At 59.6% G+C, this 19,162-nt stretch carries 18 protein-coding genes; 7 read left to right on the forward strand and 11 right to left on the reverse strand.

Translation table 11 applies throughout. The annotated features are described in order from the left end of the window. The first annotated feature begins 434 nt into the window (after positions 1 to 434). Both EZV60_RS17325 and EZV60_RS17330 read left to right on the forward strand, forming a co-directional pair. Positions 435 to 3,236 carry an MFS transporter gene (locus tag EZV60_RS17325; RefSeq protein ID WP_135507035.1) on the forward strand — a complete coding sequence of 934 codons (2,802 nt, stop codon included), beginning with the start codon at positions 435 to 437 and terminating at the stop codon, positions 3,234 to 3,236. Between the two features lie 42 nt (positions 3,237 to 3,278). Continuing rightward, on the forward strand, positions 3,279 to 4,280 hold the full coding sequence (locus tag EZV60_RS17330) for an ABC transporter substrate-binding protein (RefSeq protein WP_135507037.1): 1,002 nt from the start codon (positions 3,279 to 3,281) through the stop codon (positions 4,278 to 4,280). A 423-nt stretch (positions 4,281 to 4,703) separates the two neighbouring features. Here EZV60_RS17330 and EZV60_RS17335 read toward each other — a convergent pair whose 3' ends face one another. The 5 genes from EZV60_RS17335 to EZV60_RS17360 all read right to left on the reverse strand — a co-directional run bounded on the left by EZV60_RS17335 (position 4,704) and on the right by EZV60_RS17360 (position 8,419). Further along, complete coding sequence (locus EZV60_RS17335) at positions 4,704 to 5,696, reverse strand: AAA family ATPase (RefSeq protein ID WP_135507039.1); 993 nt, start codon at positions 5,694 to 5,696, stop codon at positions 4,704 to 4,706. After that, positions 5,693 to 6,076: a hypothetical protein gene (locus EZV60_RS17340; RefSeq protein WP_135507041.1), complete on the reverse strand. Its 384-nt coding sequence runs from the start codon at positions 6,074 to 6,076 to the stop codon at positions 5,693 to 5,695. Before EZV60_RS17340 ends, EZV60_RS17335 begins: the two co-directional genes overlap by 4 nt. Continuing rightward, the gene (locus tag EZV60_RS17345) at positions 6,076 to 6,279 is read right to left on the reverse strand and encodes a hypothetical protein (protein ID WP_135507043.1); all 204 of its coding nucleotides are present in this window, start codon (positions 6,277 to 6,279) and stop codon (positions 6,076 to 6,078) included. The genes EZV60_RS17340 and EZV60_RS17345 overlap by 1 nt, the downstream gene beginning before the upstream one ends. Positions 6,280 to 6,281: 2 nt before the next feature. Continuing rightward, entirely contained in the window at positions 6,282 to 6,704 is a 423-nt protein-coding gene (locus tag EZV60_RS17350; RefSeq protein ID WP_135507045.1) for a hypothetical protein, read from the reverse strand. A 509-nt stretch (positions 6,705 to 7,213) separates the two neighbouring features. Further along, the gene (locus EZV60_RS17360) at positions 7,214 to 8,419 is read right to left on the reverse strand and encodes a tyrosine-type recombinase/integrase (protein ID WP_135507049.1); all 1,206 of its coding nucleotides are present in this window, start codon (positions 8,417 to 8,419) and stop codon (positions 7,214 to 7,216) included. A 343-nt stretch (positions 8,420 to 8,762) separates the two neighbouring features. Between EZV60_RS17360 and EZV60_RS17365 the strand changes: the two genes are divergently transcribed. The 3 genes from EZV60_RS17365 to EZV60_RS17375 are packed head-to-tail and all read left to right on the forward strand — an operon-like array spanning position 8,763 to position 11,214. Then, the gene (locus EZV60_RS17365) at positions 8,763 to 9,620 is read left to right on the forward strand and encodes a sulfotransferase family protein (protein ID WP_135507051.1); all 858 of its coding nucleotides are present in this window, start codon (positions 8,763 to 8,765) and stop codon (positions 9,618 to 9,620) included. After that, positions 9,614 to 10,558 carry a glycosyltransferase family 2 protein gene (locus EZV60_RS17370; protein ID WP_167853569.1) on the forward strand — a complete coding sequence of 315 codons (945 nt, stop codon included), beginning with the start codon at positions 9,614 to 9,616 and terminating at the stop codon, positions 10,556 to 10,558. Before EZV60_RS17365 ends, EZV60_RS17370 begins: the two co-directional genes overlap by 7 nt. Before the next feature lie 59 nt (positions 10,559 to 10,617). Next, a complete protein-coding gene (locus tag EZV60_RS17375) occupies positions 10,618 to 11,214 on the forward strand; it encodes a class I SAM-dependent methyltransferase (RefSeq protein WP_135507055.1) in 597 nt (198 codons plus the stop codon). Positions 11,215 to 11,272: 58 nt separating this feature from the next. Here EZV60_RS17375 and EZV60_RS17380 read toward each other — a convergent pair whose 3' ends face one another. From EZV60_RS17380 to EZV60_RS17405, 6 genes are all read right to left on the reverse strand, one after another. After that, positions 11,273 to 12,169 (reverse strand): glycosyltransferase family 2 protein, encoded by an 897-nt coding sequence (locus EZV60_RS17380; protein WP_135507057.1) that lies wholly within the window; start codon positions 12,167 to 12,169, stop codon positions 11,273 to 11,275. 265 nt (positions 12,170 to 12,434) lie between these two features. Then, complete coding sequence (locus tag EZV60_RS17385; RefSeq protein WP_135507059.1) at positions 12,435 to 12,851, reverse strand: hypothetical protein; 417 nt, start codon at positions 12,849 to 12,851, stop codon at positions 12,435 to 12,437. A gap of 126 nt (positions 12,852 to 12,977) precedes the next feature. Next, a complete protein-coding gene (locus EZV60_RS17390) occupies positions 12,978 to 14,153 on the reverse strand; it encodes a tetratricopeptide repeat protein (protein WP_167853570.1) in 1,176 nt (391 codons plus the stop codon). Then, complete coding sequence (locus EZV60_RS17395; protein WP_167853571.1) at positions 14,150 to 15,799, reverse strand: SEL1-like repeat protein; 1,650 nt, start codon at positions 15,797 to 15,799, stop codon at positions 14,150 to 14,152. Before EZV60_RS17395 ends, EZV60_RS17390 begins: the two co-directional genes overlap by 4 nt. Positions 15,800 to 15,984: 185 nt before the next feature. Next, on the reverse strand, positions 15,985 to 17,268 hold the full coding sequence (locus tag EZV60_RS17400) for a hypothetical protein (protein WP_135507065.1): 1,284 nt from the start codon (positions 17,266 to 17,268) through the stop codon (positions 15,985 to 15,987). Between the two features lie 135 nt (positions 17,269 to 17,403). Next, positions 17,404 to 18,159 (reverse strand): prepilin peptidase, encoded by a 756-nt coding sequence (locus EZV60_RS17405; protein ID WP_135507067.1) that lies wholly within the window; start codon positions 18,157 to 18,159, stop codon positions 17,404 to 17,406. A gap of 86 nt (positions 18,160 to 18,245) precedes the next feature. Here EZV60_RS17405 and gspG point away from each other — a divergent pair, with 86 nt between their 5' ends. Then, positions 18,246 to 18,716, forward strand: a complete 471-nt coding sequence (gene gspG / locus EZV60_RS17410) for a type II secretion system major pseudopilin GspG (protein WP_135507069.1) — start codon at positions 18,246 to 18,248, stop codon at positions 18,714 to 18,716. Beyond that, the gene (locus EZV60_RS17415) at positions 18,701 to 19,156 is read left to right on the forward strand and encodes a prepilin-type N-terminal cleavage/methylation domain-containing protein (protein WP_135507071.1); all 456 of its coding nucleotides are present in this window, start codon (positions 18,701 to 18,703) and stop codon (positions 19,154 to 19,156) included. Before gspG ends, EZV60_RS17415 begins: the two co-directional genes overlap by 16 nt. Positions 19,157 to 19,162: the final 6 nt, after the last annotated feature.

The following is a 19,162-nucleotide window of genomic DNA, read 5'->3' on the forward strand; positions in this document are numbered from 1 at the left end:
CGCAAGAACTGACTTATCAAAAAAATAGCCACTTACGCTCGAAAACATACGGAAAGCCGACATCCGACAGCTTCAGTCAGATGACCACCTTGAGCCCAACTCGGTCGTTGCTTCAGGTCGCAGCATCCGTCGCGAAGGGCGGTTTCCGGTCATTCGCGGCCAGTGCGAGGGTATCGAGCGTGGGAAGAGAAAGCAGACGTTCAGAACGGCTTGAAATCGAGCATATCGCTGCATCACCGCAAGGCGGATCCGAGCCCGTAGCGTTAAAAGACAGTCGCCGATGCGTTCTTCTTTAAAGACAACGCTTGAGCCCCTCTTGAGCCTTTTCGCTTACGAATTTCCTTGAGGCTTCAAGCAGCTTCGTAGCACGGTTCTCAGGGGCCCCACTTGCGTGGCAACTGAGATCGACTTCCTGAACAGGCGTACCGTCATCGATGCGACTCAAGAGCTGGATTGTCACGACCTTCGTCATTGCAATCACTCAAGGCTTGCTGTCGCTTCTCCTGATCCTTCAGCACGATGCCATCTATTCCGAGCTGCTGCGGCAACGGGTTGCTGTGATCGCACAAACGACAGCAGAGACGTTTCGCCCCATCCTTGATCTCGGCCTGCCAATCTCCATGCTGCGTGACGGCGACGCCATCCTGGCGCGTGGCATCGATATCGATCCCAGCATTATTGCTCTCCACGCGATCAATCCCACAGGGATCGTGGCCCATACAACCGGGTCAAAACCTGGAGTAGTCGACGATCATGTGCTTGCGGCTATGCGGCTTGCCGATGGAGACTTTTGGGGACACGAAACTCGCGAACTGATTTATAGCGGCTTCTCGATCCGAAGGGCAGAAGGCGAACCGCCCTCGGGCGCGGTCATCGTGGAATATCCGCATGACAGACTGGATGCCGCTTCCCGAATCATAGCCCGGATCACGTTGCGCAGCGCCCTTGTCATAATCTTTGCGACATCGGCCCTGGCTTTCGTCCTGATCTACCTTATTCTCGACCGTCCGCGCCGCAGGCTGGCCGATTTGCGCACCTTCTTCGAAGCCATCCGTTCTCGGCAATCACCTCATACTCCGGCGATGACAACAAAGGCGGGCAGTCTCGATCATGAACTGGTCCGACTGGGACAAAGCCTGCAAGAGGCGGATTGCATGTATCGACAGGCCCAGCTGGCCATTGCGCAGCCCGATGATGCGCATTTGCCTTCCAGCAGGGATACATCGGCCGCCGACGACACGGGTGGCACGAACGTGAACACGGGCAGGCTTAAGTCCGTAATCATGGCGCGCCTTCTGCCCATCACGGTGGTGCTGATCGTCCTCTCCGCCATTGCGCTGGGCACCGTCGTAACCCGAGCGGTGACACGATCCATCGAGCCGGAACTGGCCGCGCGAACGGATCTGATCGGTACCGTCGTCGGCGAGAACGTACAGCGCGCCCTCGACAGCGGAATCTCTCTCGACGAAATCGTCGGAGCTGACCAATTCTTCGGCGACATGCTCAAGCGGTTGCCCGAGGTCGCCTATATCGCCATCGCCACGGGGCGGATCGTGATCGAAGCAGGGACCCGGATCGACCCGTATCTCGCCCCCCCTCGGGAACGCCGGGATGTCCGCAGCCATCCGATTATTCATGACGGAGAAGAGGTCGCCTATGTGGTCATCGACATCGATCCGCATCTGATCACCAAACGGTTTCGCAGCGCGTTCCTCGATGCGGCCGTGATCCTCTTGGTTACCATGCTATTGGCAAGCGAAGCGATGCTGTTGCTCACGGGGCGCGCCTTGGCCGAGGGCCTGGAAAACGTGCAGATTCTGAGCGGGATGCAGGCGGCTGGGGACTTCTCGCGCCTTGTGGTTGCGAAGGGCCAAGGTACAATTGCGACCATCTTGAGGACATTGTCAGACCGTGCCATTGCCCTCCACACGGTCTACGGCAAGGCGCTCGACGCGGCCGGAGGGCAAGGGCAGGCCGGGCTGCGGCGTGTGGGGGAGCGGTTCGGCTTGATCTCCGGCGCCCCGCGGCTGCTAGAAACCTCATCTTTCGGGGACGTCCGGCTGGCGCTGTTCCTCTTTGCCGCGGCGGATGAACTTCCGCTGGCCTTCCTGCCAATCTACACGCGCGCAGCGGACAATCTTTGGTCCTGGATCGACCAGTCAGTGCTAATCGCCCTGCCGCTCGCCGGGTATCTGCTGGCCATCGTCCTGATGTCACCTTACGCGCGGGTGCTGGTCGAACGGTTCGGCGTAAGGGGCCTGTTCGTCGCGGCTTCAATCCCGACTGTAATCGCCCATCTGGGTCTTTTCGCGGCATCGACGGCGCAAGAGATCATCCTGTGGCGCACTGTTACCGGGTTTGGCTACGCCCTAGTGACCCTCGCGGCGCAGGACTATGTTCTGAGCGTTTCGTCGAAATCGAACCGCGACAGCATGCTGGGTGTCTTTACGCTGGTTCTGTTCGGCGGCGTGTTCACCGGCGTGGCCCTAGGTGGAGTTCTCGCCGATCGTCTCGGCCCGGCCAACGTTTTCCTGGTCAGCGCCGGTCTGATCGCTACCTCCGCCCTTCTCAGCACCTGGTTGGTTGCACCGGGCGTCGGCAAGCGTCATGACCCGGTCGAAACCCGAACAGCCCGGAATTGGACGGCGCTCAGGCACCCGCATCTGATCGTCCTGATCCTGGGAATCGTCATTCCTTCTGCCGTTGTCCTGCAGGCCTTCGTTTCCTATCTCGTGGCTCTCACGCTCGATGCGCAGGGGGCATCCGCTGCCGAAATCGGCCGGATCCTGATGCTGTTCTTCCTTTCGCTGATGGCGGGCGGCCCGCTGGCCGGTCGTCTTGTGCAACATCTAAAAGGCTCTCACGCGATGCTCTGTCTTGGCGCAGCGAGTCTTGGCGGCATTGCGCTGCTGCCAGCGGCCCTCCATCCGTCACAGGCCACGATGGCACTGGCCATGGTCGCCACAGGCGCCGGTAGCGCCATGATACGGGGCGCACAGGTTTCCATTGCGCTGTTTCTGGCCGAGACCGACCTCGCCAAAATCGGGCCGACCGCGGTTCTGGGTGTGCTGCGCACCGGCGAACGGCTGGGAAGCATCGTCGGCCTGGTCCTGATCGCGGCGCTCGCGGGCATGGCAGGATACACCGCTGCGATCCTTTCAGTCGCCGCCTGGACGCTTGTAGGTGGCGTCGTCTTTGCTGCCCTGAATTTCAAGCATTTCTTGACAAAAAGTTAAGCTGGACGCTCAGCTATTCCAATTGTTGGTAGGAGCGATTCCATGAGGTTCATCGGTGCATGTTTTGCCGCTGGCACGCTAATCTTTTCATCTGCATTCCAGGCGGACGCCGAAACCAAGACCATCCTGGGTGTATGGTATGAGGGGTGCGAACACCTCTGTGAAGGTTTGAAGGACGCCATCGCCGTGAGCGGTTTCGATGTGGAAGTTCGAAGTGTCGATATCGCTCAAGACAAGAGCCTGTTGCCGGGAGTAGTGGAAACAGCGCGAAAAGATCAGGTCGATCTTGTCGTCACATTCGGCACGAGTGTGACTCTCGGGGTTATCGGCACGCTCGACGATGTGGGAAATCCCCGGTTTCTTGACGATATTCCGGTTGTCTTCACGGTCGTTGCCGATCCCTTCGGTACTCGCATCGCTGAAAGTTTCGAACGCAGCGGCCGGGAGAACGTTGCCGGGACCTTCAACCGTGTTCCGGAGGCCGTGAATGTCGAAATCATTCGTCAATATGATCCCGGTTTCGAAAAGCTCGGACTGCTATACCATTCCAACGAGCGCAACTCTCTGATTAAGAAAGAGGAACTTCAAGCCTTGCTTCCGGAACTTGGGATTGAGTTTGTGGCTCTAGAACTCGACCCGGGCAATCCTGGCGTTCCAGACGCCGCGTTGATTCCGGTCCGCATGGCCGAATTCCGCGAGCGAGGGGTTCGCTGGATGTATCTCGGATCGAGTTCGTTTCTTCGTCTCTACGGTGATCTGTACACCTCATCAGCCGTTGAGAATGGCATCGCGATCGTCAGCCCCTATGAGAGCCTTGTTCGAGAAAATCGTGCTCTCCTCTCGATTGCGGCGCGCTATTACGATGTCGGGAAACTTGCTGCAGATCAGGCTCTTGCCATCTTGCGTGACGGCGCGGTACCGGGTGACCTTCCCATCTTGCGAGCATCCAATTTCGCATATGTGGTTAACATGGATGTCGCGCGAGATCTCGGTCGAATCCCGCCATTCGCTTTCCTCCAGGTCGCGGAAACCGTATCGAACTGACGAGCCTTTGAGCGCTCAGGAAGCGAAGCCAAGTCAGCTTCGATTGGCTGCCAGACCTCCTTTACTCACGATCTGAAGGTCGGCTTAAAGCCGAGAACGCCAGTCGGGCAAATCTAGCGGAAGGTCCGAAAAGTCCGCTGAGCGGTCATTCGCCATTACAGCGATCACGTCCGCTTTGTGTTGCTAACCCGTCATTTGAGCAAAAGGCTCTGCACTTTCCGTTGAAGAACGCCCCCTGCCAGACGTATCCAGCAGGGGGCCACCTTGGGAAAGGTGCTTGGGGCGGTTTCTAGATGCCAGGTATTCGTGTCAGCCTTGTGACCATGAATTGGAATGAGTTTGGCAATAGGGTCTGTCCAAACTGTCCAGATGTCCATTTGGCGCTTCGCGTTCTGGACAAATGGACAGATTGGACACCACCGGTCAGGACAGCGGATCAGGTTTAAGCCGGTAATTGCCCCGCCCGCCCTTTTCGACCTCCCCGCCCACGGTCATACGCTGCAACGTCTTTGCACAAAGGTCATAATCCAGATCCGCGTGTTCGGCGATGTCCTTCGGCGTGGCTCTTCCGACCTTAAGCGCCGCTCGGATCGCCTTCCGGGTTTGGCTGCCGTGGACATCACAGGGACGCCCAAGGTCCGACCATTGGCATGTCTGCGGATCAAAATCGACGGCGCTCTCGAACTCGGCCAGATCACGCCCCCTGCCATAGAGCACCTTGCCATCGGTTGTGCTGCCAAGGACGAGAGTTGCATCTGCGGCACCCGTCAGTCCGGTAGACCCTGACACAGTGTCGAAAGGATCGTCCGCGTCGGCCTTGCGCACATGGTGTATGACCACGATGGCGATACCAAGCGCGTTTGCGAGGCCGTGCAGTCCGCGAAGCGACTGGTAATCCGACGTGTATTGGCTGTCCCTTGCATTGCCTACCGGGCGCACCGTGGCCAGCGTGTCGATGATGACGAGCCGTGCGGTTGGATGTCGTCCAAACCAGGCTTCGACGGCCTCCAACCCGCCGCCATCCAGCCGAGGCCATTCAACGGCAAAGACCAGGTCTTCGGGCCAGTCCATGGCGACTGAGCAGCTTTTAGACAGGCGGGCCTTAATCCGGCGGTGGTTATCCTCCAAGGCCGCGTAGAGCACCTTGCCCGATGCCGCCTGACGTCCAAGCACCTCACCACCGGTGGCAACGGCATGTCCCAACTGAAGCGCCAGCCAAGACTTACCCATCTTGGGTTTGCCGGCCAGCAACGTAAGTCCCTCCGGGAGCATATCCCGGACAATCCACGATACCGGCGGGAACTCCTTTCGTTGCAGTTCCTGCGCAGAGATTGTGTCCGGCATGGAGACGCCACTGGGCAAGGCGGGGGCCTCTGCGTTTTCAGCCGCTGCTTTGAGAGCATCATCCCATTTCATGCTGCCGCCCTCCGTCCTGCTTCCTCCAGGAAGGCCAGCTGCTCGCGTGCTGGAAGGCGCACGAAACAGGCGGAAAGCCAGGCCCGGATCTCGGGGAGCGTCGCAAGATCCGCCCACCAGCACGCGTCTTCTTCAATGTCCATGAAAACCGGCAGCGGTGCCCCGGCCAACCTGGCCGGGACGATGGTTTCCATCACTTCCAAAAGCGGATCGGTCTCGCAAGCAGCGGCAACCGACGCCAGCAGGCAGGCACGTTCATAGGGCGAGAGGCGCGCTCTGAGCACGGTCTCCAGCCCACACCAAACCTCTGGCTGGTCCTTTAGGGTCAACGCATGCCCAATTGAGGTAAGGGCGCGGTTATGTCGATCAGCTGTCTGCATCACCGGCCCTCCCCAAAGTGCAGCATCGCAATCAAGTGGGCTGTGTGCTCATCGAGACCGCAGCGGCGGCGCAGATAGCGGGTTTGAAGTTCACGCGATGTCGCGTATGTTTGCGTAAAGGATGTCGATGCCAATTGATTTTCCTTTTCTGCCCCGGTGGAGCGTGCCAGCGCATCCCCGGGGCGTTTCCATTTGCTGCTCATGATCAACCTCCTATGATTTTTGGAAGAGCGGCGAGCGCAGCCCATGCGGCAGGGTCAACCGGCTTACACAGGCTGGCGGCGAGGCGCATTAGGGCTTTCCGGGTCCAGAAGTAGCCAAGCGCCCGCCACGGCCACTTCCCGCCACCATTCTTACGCTGTTGCAGAATCCACTGGATGCCGTCTTTGCAGACGATCACTCGATGACATGGACAGATTGCGACCAAGTCGCGCGCTTGATGGTCAGAGGTTTCATATGTGCTTGGACTGACGCCATGCGCTTCGTTTGGCGTGCAACCGTTTTCGCCTGCAGCGATATGGATTTTATGCGCCGAACTGTCGTATCCTGACATTATTACTTGGCTAGGTGCACCACTTTCTGAATTAACTTTGAATAGGGCAGTGCCCCATGACTTTTGGTCTGCCATGGCAGAGTCCTTTCACTTGATAAGCAAAGGCGCTGGGCGTAATGGTGAGGAATAGTTTGCCGACTATATTCCCGCTCATTCCACTAGCGACTTCGCTTTGGTTTGAGCGGGTCTTACTCCGCGTGTGCCGCCATTGCGGCGTCTATATCGGTTTCGGCCCAATACAGGCGTCCCCCGATTTTCACGGGCTTGGGCAAGCGGCCCAACTCCACGTCTCTGTAAATTGTCGTGCGACCGCGCCCACCGAGCTTGTCTTGCAAGTCGCGAAACGTCAGGTAGCGCATCTTGATAACCTTTTTTCTATTCCGTCGTGCAGCATAGAACATATCGGGAACCCCGGGCGGAGAAAAGCCTAAATTTCAAAAAAATTGTGTGGCCACAAAGGGTTAGTCGAGTGGACCGAATTGTGGCCACATGGTCCAAAAAATAAATATCCATATCAGGATATTACGTCTCAAGCGGTTTTCTGTTGGAATTTAGATTGGGCCGTTTAAGCGCCTTTAGGCAAATCAGTGACGCTTTGCGAATTGTAGAAGTGATTCGTCGGCTGTTTCTGGCCCACTGAGTTTATTCGCCCACAGCTTCATCACCGCTTGGCGCTTCTCAAGAAAATCTGTGCGGCGATAACTGCGTTCGACCTTGCCGCCAACCGTGTGGCCCAGCGCAAACTCGGCTACGTCGTGCGGCGTGTTTGTCGCCTCTGCCACCCAATCGCGGAAACTGGAGCGGAAACCGTGCGGGCGCTCTGTCATTCCGCGCCGCTCCATGAATTTGCTCATGGTCATGTCCGAAATCACGCCTTTGCGGACCCCCGGAAAGAGAAAGCCGTCACGCGCGAACGGGGTGGCCTCTGCAATGACCGCTTGCGCCTCTTGTGAGAGCGGCACGCGGAAATCGCTGGTGGCTCCTACGCGGCCTTTCATGGCTTCTGCGGGGATGGTCCAGATATCGCCGTTGATCTGGTCAAGGTGCAGGTGCCGCAAGGGAAAGCTGCGTACCGCCGTCAGAATGAGCAGGCGCAACGCCAGTTCTGAAACGCTGCCGCCGTCAAGCGATTGATAGAAGGCAGGCACGTCGCGCCAGTTCATAGCGGGAATGTTCTTCACCGTGTGGCGTTGCTTGCCCAGCAGCGCCTTGGCCTTGTCAGTCGCCTGTAAGTCCACGTCGAGGCCAAGCGCCGCCGCATGGCGCAGGCAGATGCCGAGACGGTTCATCGCCTTCTGTGCCGTCGAGGCTTTCGTGTGCCAGATAGGCGCAAGCGTGTCGCGGATGTCCCGCTGGTCGATCTGCGACACTGGCATCTTACCCAGCTTTGGAAGCACATGAAGTTCCAAGGGCGAGAACCACCGGCCTGCCTTGCCATCGCCCTTCAGTTCGGCCTTGCGGCTTTCGAATGCATCAACGGCAATGTCGGAGAGGATGTGCAGGTTTTGCTCGGCCTCGCGCCGCTGACGCTCACGCTCTTTGATGGCGTCCTTACCTTCGCGGACCACGGCGCGCCATTTGTCGGCCTCGTCACGCGCTTCTTTCAGCGACACGTCCGGATAGCTGCCAAGGCCCATCTCGTGCCGCCGTCCGAATATCGTGTAACGAAGGAACCACTGCGCGCCACCATCGGGTCGCTTGTGAAACCATAGACCAGCACCATCCGAGTATTTACCCGCAGGCTTTGTCTTGATTGCTGCGCTGGTCAGCTTGTGTTTAGGTCGCGCCACTATCCGTCCACCCTGCTATCCACCCATATATATGGGGTATGCCGGTACAGATTGGAATACTCTGAAACAGTAAAGCTCTTATTTATCGGAGTGAACTTCGGGACGTGGGGCAGAATGGTGCATCAAGATATAGTAATTGGATGCGCTTCACCCGCACCACCTCCAGCCATGTCCAGTATCGGTTCACTCGCCGGGTTCTTGCCCAGTCCGCAGCAGAAATCCGTGGAACGATGTCTGCAGACGCTGGCAGATTGCGATTGCGAACCCGCTACGCTGTTGACTATCTTCCCTCTCGCCCGCGTCCGAGCTGTCGGCGGGACCATGTGTTCAGACGGGGCCAGCCATGAAATTCTGTATTGTGGGAACGGGGCGCTGCGGGACGCGTCTTTTGAGGGGTATGTTGAACGCCCATCCGGACCTTTTCGTGTTCAACGAAACCCACTGGATCGCCAATTTCTACGAGGTCTTCGGCACGGCGAAAGTGCCGGTCGGGGATCTTCTGGACGTCATGCAGCGCACGCGGTTCGTCGACGGCTCGCGGACGACCGAGATCGATATGGAGGCCTTCAAGGCGGCGCAGAACGGCAAAAGCATGATGACGCCTGCGGCGTTCAGTGATGCGGTGGGGCTTTTTTTCGCGGCGGAGGAGGGCAAGACGCTCTGGGCGGACAAGACGCCGGATTACGGGTATTGCGCATCGATGCTTCAGCTTTACTGGCCCGACTGCCGGATCATTCATCTTATCCGCGACGGGGCGCGGGTTGCCCGGTCGATGGCGCAGCATCCCGGATACCGGGCGCTGGTGGCGCATGGGCGTCAGCATTGGGGCCCGCTGTCGATCGATTTCCGCGGATTTTCCGGGAGGGAGCAGGAGGTGGACCGGTCGGACTTCGTGGACCTCTGGTATCGGCGGCTTTTGCGGATCCGCAATGAGAGTGAGCGCCTCAAACCCGGCAGCTACCTCGAAATCCGGCATGAGGATGTCATTGCCGACCCGGCGGGCACTTTGAGAACGATTGCGGATTTCACCGATCTGCGATCGGATGAGACCTGGCTGCGGACGGCGTCCGATCACTTCGATGCGAAGAAGATCAGCCGACCGCGCCCTGTCGGCATTCTGAAATGCTTCCGCCCGAGGCATCTCGCGCTGATGCGGGAGCTTGGATACAAGACCGACCTGCCGGAGCGCCGGGAATGCTGACGCGCTTGAACGCTTTGCCGCCCCTTGCACCCGACGACATTCTACTCGTGGCATGCCTGAGAAACGAAATGCTGCGTCTGCCCTGGTTTCTACACTATTACCGGCGTCTCGGGATAGACAGGTTCCTGATCGTCGATAACGGCTCGGATGACGGATCCCGCGCGTTTATTCTGGAACAAGAGGATGTGACCGTCTTCCATACCGAGCAGAGCTATGCCGACAGCGGCTGTGGGATCGATTGGCAAAACGCTCTGTTGCGGGACCATGCCGTCGGCCATTGGACCTTTGTCGTCGATGTCGACGAGATCTTCGTATTTCCGGGATGTGAGGCGACCGGTTTACGACGTTTTCTTACCTATCTCGACGGTAAGAAAGCGACGGCGGTCGTCGCACCCATGATCGACATGTATCCCGGCGGTGCGATTGCCGAGGCGGGATACCGCGCAGGACAGGACCCCCTTGAAGTGGCGCCCTTTTTCGACGTGGAGGGCTACCAGCTTGGCGGGGCGCGGTCCGAAGCGCGCGGATTGCCGGTGCGGGGAGGACCGCGGCACCGGCTTTTCTGGGAAGGGCGCGGACGGGACTTCCCGTCACCCGTGCTGCGCAAGACGCCGCTTTTGCGATGGTCGGCGACATCCGAACTGATCGCCTCGACGCACAAGGTGAAAGGATGTAGTTGGGCCGAGGTGTCCGGTGTGCTGCTGCATTTCAAGTTATTGCAGGATTTTGCCGCGAGCGCGCGGGAGGAGACGGCGCGTGCGCAGCATTTCGCGGATGCACGGCAGTACCGGGCGTATGACGAGGTGATATCGAAACGAGAGGCCCTGACCGCATATTACGAAGGGTCGGTCCGGTTTCGGAATACCGAGCAGCTTTGCCAGCTAGGCCTCATGCGTGTGCCGCCCGCGTATTCGCTCCTTGGCAATGGCGTGTTGTAATCGGGAAGGTGCGAAAATAGGGTTACGCGGGCTTCGCGTTCCATCCCGGAGAAATTTGCATGCATGGCTATTGGAAAGACTTCTGCGTTGTGGACGACAGGAAGCCGGACTTGGGGGGCAACCTGCTTCACGGGGACACGCAGGCGATCACGCCGGGTTTGTGGCGTTACCTGATTGACCGATTTGCACCCCGGACCGTGCTGGATGTCGGCGCAGGCGAAGGCATCGCTCTTAGCTTTTTTCACCGGGCGGGTGTCATTGCGCACGGGTTCGATGGTCTGGCGCGCAACGTGAACACTGCGAGGTTTCCCATTGCACAGCATGATCTGAAGCGCGGTCCCTACCGGTATCCCTGTGATCTTGTCTACTGCGTCGAAGTCGTCGAGCATATCGAGGAGAAATTCATCGACAGGCTTTTAGCGACCTTCCAGAACGCGCCGGTCGTCGTCTTGACCCATGCGCTGCCGGGCCAAAGGGGACATCACCACGTCAACTTACAGACCCGGGAGTACTGGATCGAGAAGATGGACGGCGTGGGATACAGCCTTTCGATGGACAACGATAAATTCTGTGCCATCGCTGCGGCGGAAAATCCCGACAGCTATTTTGCCAAATCGGGTTTGGTCTTTCTCAGGCGATTGCCCAAGCGCGCGTGATTTTTGGACCGTTTCGACTGACGCGACCCAGCCGAAGACCTCTTCAAGGCGCTTTGGTTTATTGACTAAGCGACCGGCCGGAAGCCGACCTATAAGCGCGGCAAATGTCGATGAAGCGCGTATCGGTGACCGCCACGCCGGACGCCAAATCCGCCGTTAAGGCGGCATCAGAGGGCAGCGCCTCTGCGAGGACCGCTTCGATCCCGCGTTCCTGATACATGCGGTACCATCGGCGCCAGTGCCAACCGGCCGTGGGCGGAAGGGTGGTATTCGCCGCATAGGCCTTTCCGCCCTGTACGACCTTTCGGCAGAGTTGGTCACGGTTTCTGATGGGGTAATGAAAAACCTCGATTGCCGAGGCTTCTTTTCTCGCTGCGTCCTCGTAGGCCGCGTTGTGATTACCCTGTTTGATCTGCCTGAGCCCTTGCGCCCGCATCATCACCTTCGGGGCCAGGGCATGGTAAAGATAGGGATGGTCCATCGGATCGGTGTAGATGTCCTGCAAGGCCGGACGGGGAAATGTTGTGCTGGGTCTGTATCTTATCCGGTCGATCCAGGGCCCTGTGTCGGGCTTGTCCCATGGGTAAACCATGTTGAGACGCTTGCAGACAAGCAGGTCGGCTTTTGTGTCGGCCAACCCTGCTTTCAGGTCACCCTTTGGTGCGGTCCAGAATTCGTCAGCGTCGTTGCTAAAGATGAAGTCGGCGCCGAACGCGTCGCGGGCACGCAACGCTGCCCGGGTCGTCCAGGCCGTCTGATTGAAGTCGCGACCTGGTTCGTCGATCACCTCGGCGACACCGGCGCGCGCGTAGTCTTCGAGGACTTCGCGCGTGCCGTCCACCGAGCCGTTGTCGATAGCGAGGACGAAATCCACCCCGTGATCCAGGTGATACGACATGTTCGTCGCGACGATGTCGATCTCATCTCTGACAAGAAGAAGCATGACCAGCTTCATGGAACCTCGATCCCGGATGGAAAACGACACGCCGTCATCCCGTTTTTCACGGCTTCAGGAGAGCGTCGTGTGAAGAACTGTTTCGCGATGTTGTGGCACGACTTCGATCATGCGTCCACTAAGGAACGGTTGCATGATCTATGGCGGATTATCAGGCCAAGGGACCCAAGTACGTTCGGCACGTCGCGCGTCCGTAAGCGTGCCAAGTGGTTATTACGACAGTCGATGACCTGAAACTTGCAGGCGTTTCCGACCCGCCGGCGGATCAGCCTTCTTCCTCGACACGTTCGGGCACGATTATCACACCTCTCGACACAACAAAGGATCCCGTTTCGTAATAGGGCACTTTCGCGGTTGATCGGGCCTGCGCGCCTCGCCCGTTGTCGATCTGGTTCTTGATTTCGACCTCTTCATCGGTGGCCGCAGTCAGTTCGTAGCGATAGATGCCGTCGAGCGCCTCTCGACCGGACAATTCGAACACGGGCGTACCGCTCATCGCCTCGATTTTCGTGACCTCACCGTCAGGGGCTGTGACGGTCAGGGTTGCATGGCTGAGGCCGATCCAGTTCTCGAACCAGACAGCGTTGGAATTGTGCTGTTTGACCGGGTCCGCGGCGAAAGTGGCCGTTGCCGTGAGCACGCAAAGGGCGGTTCCAAGAAGAAGGCGTTTCAAATCTCGCATGTCAGGCTCTCTCGTGTTGGATGAGTGTCGCAGGTTCGGCAGGCCGTGAGCTGTTCCGCCGATCCATTTGTGTGCGCTGCTTGCTTATCAGTTTAGCAAACGACCCTTTGAAAAACAGATGGAACGTCATTGCGATTTCAAAGCCTGTTTTTCGGCAAGGTTCTGCGCCTCGGTGATCTGTCCTGGCGTCATCCTGCTGCTGAATTGCGCCATGAGATCTGCGGCGGGCGTTTGTCCCGCGGCGGCGGCGAGCGTCAGCCACATCTGGCCCAGAACGAAATCGAGCGGGACGCCGGAACCCTGAAAGTAGAGCAGCCCGAGATTGATCATTGAGGGACCGTGCCCTGCCTCAGCCGCGGCCCGGAACAGGCGTGCGGCTTCGGCCCGGGTAGAAGCCGGGAAGTCCTCTGCGTTGGCCAGAAGCCAGGCGATCTGGAACTGAGCGACGGGATCACCGGCGCGGGCCGTCTGCTGGAGTTTCTCAAGCTCTTCCGGCGAGGTTGGCGGCGGGGCGAGGCGGGGATCGTAGACAAGATCAGGGCCAGCGCTTTCTTTGCGAAGCAACTTGAGTAGCGCGTTGAGACGCACAGTGTCGACGGGAAGGGCCACGCCGCTCTCAGACAGGGCGGCAAGTGTGCGGATTGCATCGGGATATCCCTGCTCGGCTGCGCTGAGCAAAAGCTCTGCCGCGCGGGCGTAATCTTGCGGCACTCCTTCTCCTTGGACGTAAAGCCTACCAAGTGCTGTCTGCGCGACAGGATGGCCCGCCGCGGCGGGTCCTTCGTAATGGCGAGCCGCCCTTGCAAGGTCCTTATCCACGCCCCGGCCGTTCTGATAAAGCAGTCCGAGGCGCACGGCGGCATCCAAGTGCCCGGCTTCGGCGGCTCGGCTGTAGAACGTGGCAGCGGAGGCCGGATCGGTGCGCCCGTCAGCGCCGGTTTCCAGAGCGATGGCATAATCGAAAAGGAATTTCGGCACACCGGTCTTTGCGGCCAAGCGCAGCCAATTCAAAGCTTCGGCATGGTCTCTTTCCCGTCCGAGGCCGGTCAGGAAGGCAAGGCCGAGCAGGTTTTGTGCAGGCGGGTCACCCGCCGCGGCGGCCTTCTCGGCCCAATCGGCTGCGGTTTCGTAATTCCGTGGAACGCTCGCGCCTTCAAAAAAGGCGCGCGCGAGATTGGATTGCGCGGCGGTATCGCCCGCTTCGGCGCGCTGGATCACTGTCGCAAGTCCATCCTCCTGCGCAGTGGCCGGTCCTGCCGAGAGAGTGAGACAAAAGAACAGGGTTACGGTGCGTGCCTTCATTCGCGCGCAGAATCCGGGCTTGGGTTTGAAATGCTTTGGTGCGTTTGCGGCGGGCCGGGTTCTTGCGTGGCAAACCATGTCCGCGTGGCGGTTTGCGCCTCGGCCAATTGTTCAGGGGTCATGAGATCGCCGACTGATGCTCTCAGGCGGGCTGCCTCCGATGCGCCCAAGGTCGCGGCGATATTGAACCATTTGTGCGCGCTGACATAGTCGCGCGCGACAAGCTTCCCTTGCAGATAGAGCTGGCCCAACCGGAGCTGCGCGGCGGGATCGCCGGCCATCGCCGCCTGTTCCAGCAGCTTCACGCCTTGGGCGCCTGTCACGTCGTCGTCGAGATAGATTTCTGCAAGGGCCGTGAGCGCGGGTCTCAATCCATCCTTGGCCTGGCGTTCGAGCCAGCTTGTCGCGCCGGCATCCCGTTCTACCGCTGCGGCCAAGGCCCAGGGTACCATCCGGTGCGGCGCCATCCGCCCGTCGAGCGCGCCGGCGCCGGCAAGCTGTCCGAGACGAAGTGCGGCCGCACCCGCGTCCGATGTTTCAAGCGCGCCCATGTAAAGGCCGAGCGCGGTCTCACTGTTTTGCTCCACACCGCGACCGGTCTCGTAGAACCTTGCCAAGGCGACCATCGCACGCCCAAGACCCCGCTCGCTTGCCAGCGCATACCAGCGTGCGGCGTCCTGATCGTTGGGCGTGACACCAAGACCGGTGGCGTAGGCGAAGCCGAGGTTGCTCATGGCGCCTGCATCGCCGGCCTCTGCCGCCGTTTGCAGCCAGCGCAGGCCTTCGTCGACGTTTTGGTCCACGAGATCGCCACGCAGGTAGTGCATGCCCAGTTCCCGTTGCGCGATCGGCATGCCGGTTTCCGCCGCGCGCCGGTACCATTGTAGGGCCTCGTCCGGTGCCGGATCCGTGCCGTCGCCATGTTTAAGCCTGACAGCAAGGCGAAACTGCGCCGGATGGTGTCCGTTCTCGGCGGCGGACCGGAGCCATGTGACGGCCGTGGCCGGATCGACAGCGGTTCCGAGCCCGGCATCGTAGAGCTGGCTCAGAGTGTACTGTGCCTCTGCCATGTTCTGATTGGCGGCGGCGAGATACCATGTGTAGGCCGAGGTGGCATCCTTCTCGACGCCGGTGCCGGTCAGGTAAAGCTGGCCCAAGAGATACTGCGCATCGGCGCCGCCGAGCGCTGCCGCCCGCGACAGCAAGTCTACGGCCCGGTTTTCGCTCAGTTCGGGCGCGGTGCCCGCGCCGCCCTCGGTAATGTCTGTTTCGTCGGACAGTTGGAGGCGGGCAAGAAGGGTCATCGCCGACACATGATTTCTGCCAGCGGCCTGTTCCAGCCACTTGATCGCTGCAGGAATGTCCCGCGGCCCGCCGCGCCCTTCGAGCAAGACGCGCCCATAGCGGTATTCGGCAACGGCCGAACCGCCTTCTGCGGCCAACTGGCCAAGGCCTTCGCGCGCGAAGATGAAATCGCCCTTGCGCCAGGCGTCTTCGATCTGCTGCATCGTGACCCGTGGTGTGGCGTTATCATCTGCCGCCCGGTCTTCGTTCGCCGTGGCGGCGAGAGAGGACAGCGAAAGAACGAGACAGACCAAGCTTCGATACGCCAAGGCATTCTGCCAGGAAGAGGTCTTTCCGCTCATGTCGACTTGGTTCTTTTCTGCTTCGGCGTGGTCGGGAATCGCGTGATACCGGTACATCGTGCCATGCCAGAGTGGTCGGTCAAGCGACCACCATGCAAGTGCGGTAAGGTATATTTTCGGGGTGATCAAAGCGCCAAGCACGGCGCGTTGGCCGGGCCTGGATGGATATCGTCACAAGATCGAGGTCAGTCGAGAACCGTTGTCTCGAGCTTTGCCACGCGGTCACTCAGGCCATCGATCATTAGCTGCTGCTGCGCGATGTAGATATGCGCATGTTCCAGTTCGTTGAGGATATTCCCCATCTTGTCTGTGATGTTGACCGGCTGACCGGGACGGGTCGGGCCGACCGCCGGAAGATGCCCGTTGGTCCACATCAATTCGGCGTGCTCCTCGATCGTGCGGAGCGAATACTCTTCGTCAAAGACCCGGTCACAGCCGCTGGCACAGCTTGGACCGTTGGTCGTCAGCGTTCCGCTGATCGTCATGTTCCCATTATGATCCAGCGACATTTCCTGTCCGTCGCCATCCACGATATTGAACCGGATCGCACCGTTGCTGCCGCCGTCGGTAAAGGTGATGTCAGCAGATTTGTTGGGAGCCGCACCGTCTGCGGTGATGCGCAGGAAGTTGAAAGACTGCGACGAGATCAATTCGAGCACCCCATCGTTATCCAGTGACATCTCGTGGCCGTCGGTTTCGTCGATATTGAAGCGAAACGCGCCTTCGGCGCCGGCGTCGGTGAACGTGATATCGCCGAATTTATTCGGCGACGCACTGAGCGCTTCGAGCCGGAGGGTCGCCCAGGATTGATCGACCCGTGCTACGTGCAGGTCGACAACTGGGGAGTTGGTGCCCATGCCGACCTTTCCGCCCGGATTGAGAACCAGGGCGTTGTTTCCGGCATTCGGTTTGACCCTGAACGGCAGTTGAGACCCGTTGGTGACATCTCGCAGGAAAAAGTTGGTTTCGTTACCGGCAAGGTCCCAGGTTTGTGGTGTCCAGCCGCTCGTCCCGTTCTGTTCGAGGCGAACGGTGGGCGTGTCTCCGTCGGCAATCTGGACTTCTGTTACGGGATTATCGACCCCGATGCCGATGTCGCCGTTGGCGTCAACACGCAAGGAATTGTTCGGTGCGCCATAGTCGATCTGGAAGGGCGAAGCGTTGTTGTCGGCGCTGTCGATGCGAAAGTAATTCCCACCGCCGTTATTGCTGTCGTTGATCGTAATGCGCCAATCCACGTTGGGAAAACTTCCCGAACTCGACGTGTCGTTGAAGTGGACGCGCAGATTGTTTTCCTTGAGACGGAGCGTGTCGAAGCCGAAGTTTTCCGAAAAGGAACAGTCGGTACCGACGCAGAGCGACCCTCTGATTTCGACGTCAGTCGTAAAATCCGGGCCTGCCGCGAAGGCGCCGGTCGCAAGGCCCATGGCGCTTCCCAACAGGGCGGCTTTCGTACTGTATTTCAACATTCTGGTCGCTCTCCCTCAAAGCAATCATTTGGTCGCCAAACGGTTGTCTTTTATCTGTCGAAGCTTGGTCTTCGCTTTCTCACTATACACAAGAGCATACCGCTAATTATACCTAAAGGAAGAACTCTTTGTTTCTTAAGCCGGCAATTGCAAAAGCACCCATTGCATCGCGGTCGCCGCCGCAAGCGCGGCGCCGAATGGCAGCGGGCGGCTTGCGCGTAGGGCGTTTCGTGAGCGTAAACGGCCTGCTGCAGCCACCGCGAGCGCGGCGAGACTCGCGGTCAGAAGCATGGCCGGCAGGTTCCAGGACCCGATCGCCGCCCCGAGCCCGGCCATCAGCTTGATATCTCCCAGGCCGAGGCCCTCGCGCCGCCTTATCACTCGGTAGCCGACACGCAGGATTATAAACACGCCGCTGCCGATCAGGGCGCCGAGAAGCGCGTCGGTCAAAGGCGGCTGGCCCGTGATCAGAGACAGCGCAAGCGCAGTCGCAATAAGCGGCAGCGTCAGGGCATCGGGCAGGCGGAACCACAAAAGATCGGTAATCACGAGCGTGAGCAGTAACCACAGAAACAGTGCGGTCAGCCAGGTGTCCGCCAGCTGTTGCCCTAGGATCACCGCGATCACGGCAAGACCCGTGGCCAGGATCTCTGCATAGATCAGCCATGGCGGGATCGCCGCGCCGCAAGAGCGACAGCGCCCCTGAGCGAGAACAAACGACAGGATTGGTACGAGATCAAAAAACCCAAGCCGACGGCCGCAACTTCGGCAGGCCGAGGGGCGCCGAACGATATCTTCTTGCCGCGGCAGGCGGTCGGCGAGCACACCGAGAAAAGAGCCGATCGCCGGACTTATCACGATGAGCAGGAGATCGGCGAATGTGACGGTCATGCAGACTTGATAAGCCAGCACCGCCGAGATTGTCAGCCCGGTGTCGATCCATTAAGGTTTCGCTTGAGCAGAAAGAGGATACCCCGATGCAGAAATGCAGCCGCCGGACCTTGGCCGCCGGGCCGGTTCAGCGAAGACACGACGCCGGATTCTCGCTTTTGGAATTGATGGTCGTCGTTGTCATCCTGTCGATCCTGGCGCTGGTGGTTGTGCCGCGGGTGATCGACCGTCCGGATCAGGCGCGGGTTGCACGGGCGCAATCGGATATCGCGGCGATTTCAAGCGCGCTCAATCTCTATCGTCTCGACAATTTCCGCTATCCGACGACAGAACAGGGCCTGCAGGCGCTGGTCTCTGAGCCGACCAGCGAGCCGGCCCCGGCCAACTGGGCGGCGAACGGGTACATGGACCGTCTGCCTGTCGACCCTTGGGGACAGCCCTATCAATATCTGCAGCCCGGCGTGCATGGGGATTTCGATGTGTTTTCTTACGGGGCGGATGCTGCCCCCGGCGGCACCGGGATCGATGCGGATGTCGGATCATGGACGCAGGGCTGAGATCTTCGAAGGGCGCGGGCTTCACCCTGATCGAAGTGCTGATCGCCGTCGCTGTTTTGGCGGTGCTGACACTGGGCGCGGTTCTTACTGCGGGCCGCGTCAGCGGCGGGTCAGGCGCGTCGGATATGGCGCGCTTTGCCGAGCGGATTGAATTCGCCCGCACGTTGGCTATCGACGCACGCCGAACGGGTGGCCTTCGCCTGCGCGATGGCACTATCCAGATGCTGCGACGCGACGCTGATGGATGGCAGCCGGTTGCGGATCCGGTGCCGTGGCAGCAGCCCGTAGTGTTCGAAACGCGCTCACCACGCATCGGGACGGAGACGCCGGATATCCTGCTGCTGCCCAATGGTCAAAGCACGGCCTTCACGCTGCGCTTTTCGAACGGTGGGTTTTGCGAAAACGATGGATGGACCGGCCTGAAATGTTCCGGCGGCTGATCAGAG

Source organism: Roseovarius aestuariivivens, from assembly GCF_004761875.1.
Classification (GTDB): Bacteria; Pseudomonadota; Alphaproteobacteria; order Rhodobacterales; family Rhodobacteraceae; genus Roseovarius; species Roseovarius aestuariivivens.

Coding starts and splice junctions, on each gene's coding strand:
- EZV60_RS17325 (WP_135507035.1), top strand. CDS start 435: ATGCGACTCAAGAGCTGGATTGTCACGACCTTCGTCATTGCAATCACT.
- EZV60_RS17330 (WP_135507037.1), top strand. CDS start 3,279: ATGAGGTTCATCGGTGCATGTTTTGCCGCTGGCACGCTAATCTTTTCA.
- EZV60_RS17335 (WP_135507039.1), bottom strand. CDS start 5,696: ATGAAATGGGATGATGCTCTCAAAGCAGCGGCTGAAAACGCAGAGGCC.
- EZV60_RS17340 (WP_135507041.1), bottom strand. CDS start 6,076: ATGCAGACAGCTGATCGACATAACCGCGCCCTTACCTCAATTGGGCAT.
- EZV60_RS17345 (WP_135507043.1), bottom strand. CDS start 6,279: ATGAGCAGCAAATGGAAACGCCCCGGGGATGCGCTGGCACGCTCCACC.
- EZV60_RS17350 (WP_135507045.1), bottom strand. CDS start 6,704: ATGGCAGACCAAAAGTCATGGGGCACTGCCCTATTCAAAGTTAATTCA.
- EZV60_RS17365 (WP_135507051.1), top strand. CDS start 8,763: ATGAAATTCTGTATTGTGGGAACGGGGCGCTGCGGGACGCGTCTTTTG.
- EZV60_RS17370 (WP_167853569.1), top strand. CDS start 9,614: ATGCTGACGCGCTTGAACGCTTTGCCGCCCCTTGCACCCGACGACATT.
- EZV60_RS17375 (WP_135507055.1), top strand. CDS start 10,618: ATGCATGGCTATTGGAAAGACTTCTGCGTTGTGGACGACAGGAAGCCG.
- EZV60_RS17380 (WP_135507057.1), bottom strand. CDS start 12,169: ATGAAGCTGGTCATGCTTCTTCTTGTCAGAGATGAGATCGACATCGTC.
- EZV60_RS17385 (WP_135507059.1), bottom strand. CDS start 12,851: ATGCGAGATTTGAAACGCCTTCTTCTTGGAACCGCCCTTTGCGTGCTC.
- EZV60_RS17390 (WP_167853570.1), bottom strand. CDS start 14,153: ATGAAGGCACGCACCGTAACCCTGTTCTTTTGTCTCACTCTCTCGGCA.
- EZV60_RS17395 (WP_167853571.1), bottom strand. CDS start 15,799: ATGAGCGGAAAGACCTCTTCCTGGCAGAATGCCTTGGCGTATCGAAGC.
- EZV60_RS17400 (WP_135507065.1), bottom strand. CDS start 17,268: ATGTTGAAATACAGTACGAAAGCCGCCCTGTTGGGAAGCGCCATGGGC.
- EZV60_RS17405 (WP_135507067.1), bottom strand. CDS start 18,159: ATGACCGTCACATTCGCCGATCTCCTGCTCATCGTGATAAGTCCGGCG.
- gspG (WP_135507069.1), top strand. CDS start 18,246: ATGCAGAAATGCAGCCGCCGGACCTTGGCCGCCGGGCCGGTTCAGCGA.
- EZV60_RS17415 (WP_135507071.1), top strand. CDS start 18,701: ATGGACGCAGGGCTGAGATCTTCGAAGGGCGCGGGCTTCACCCTGATC.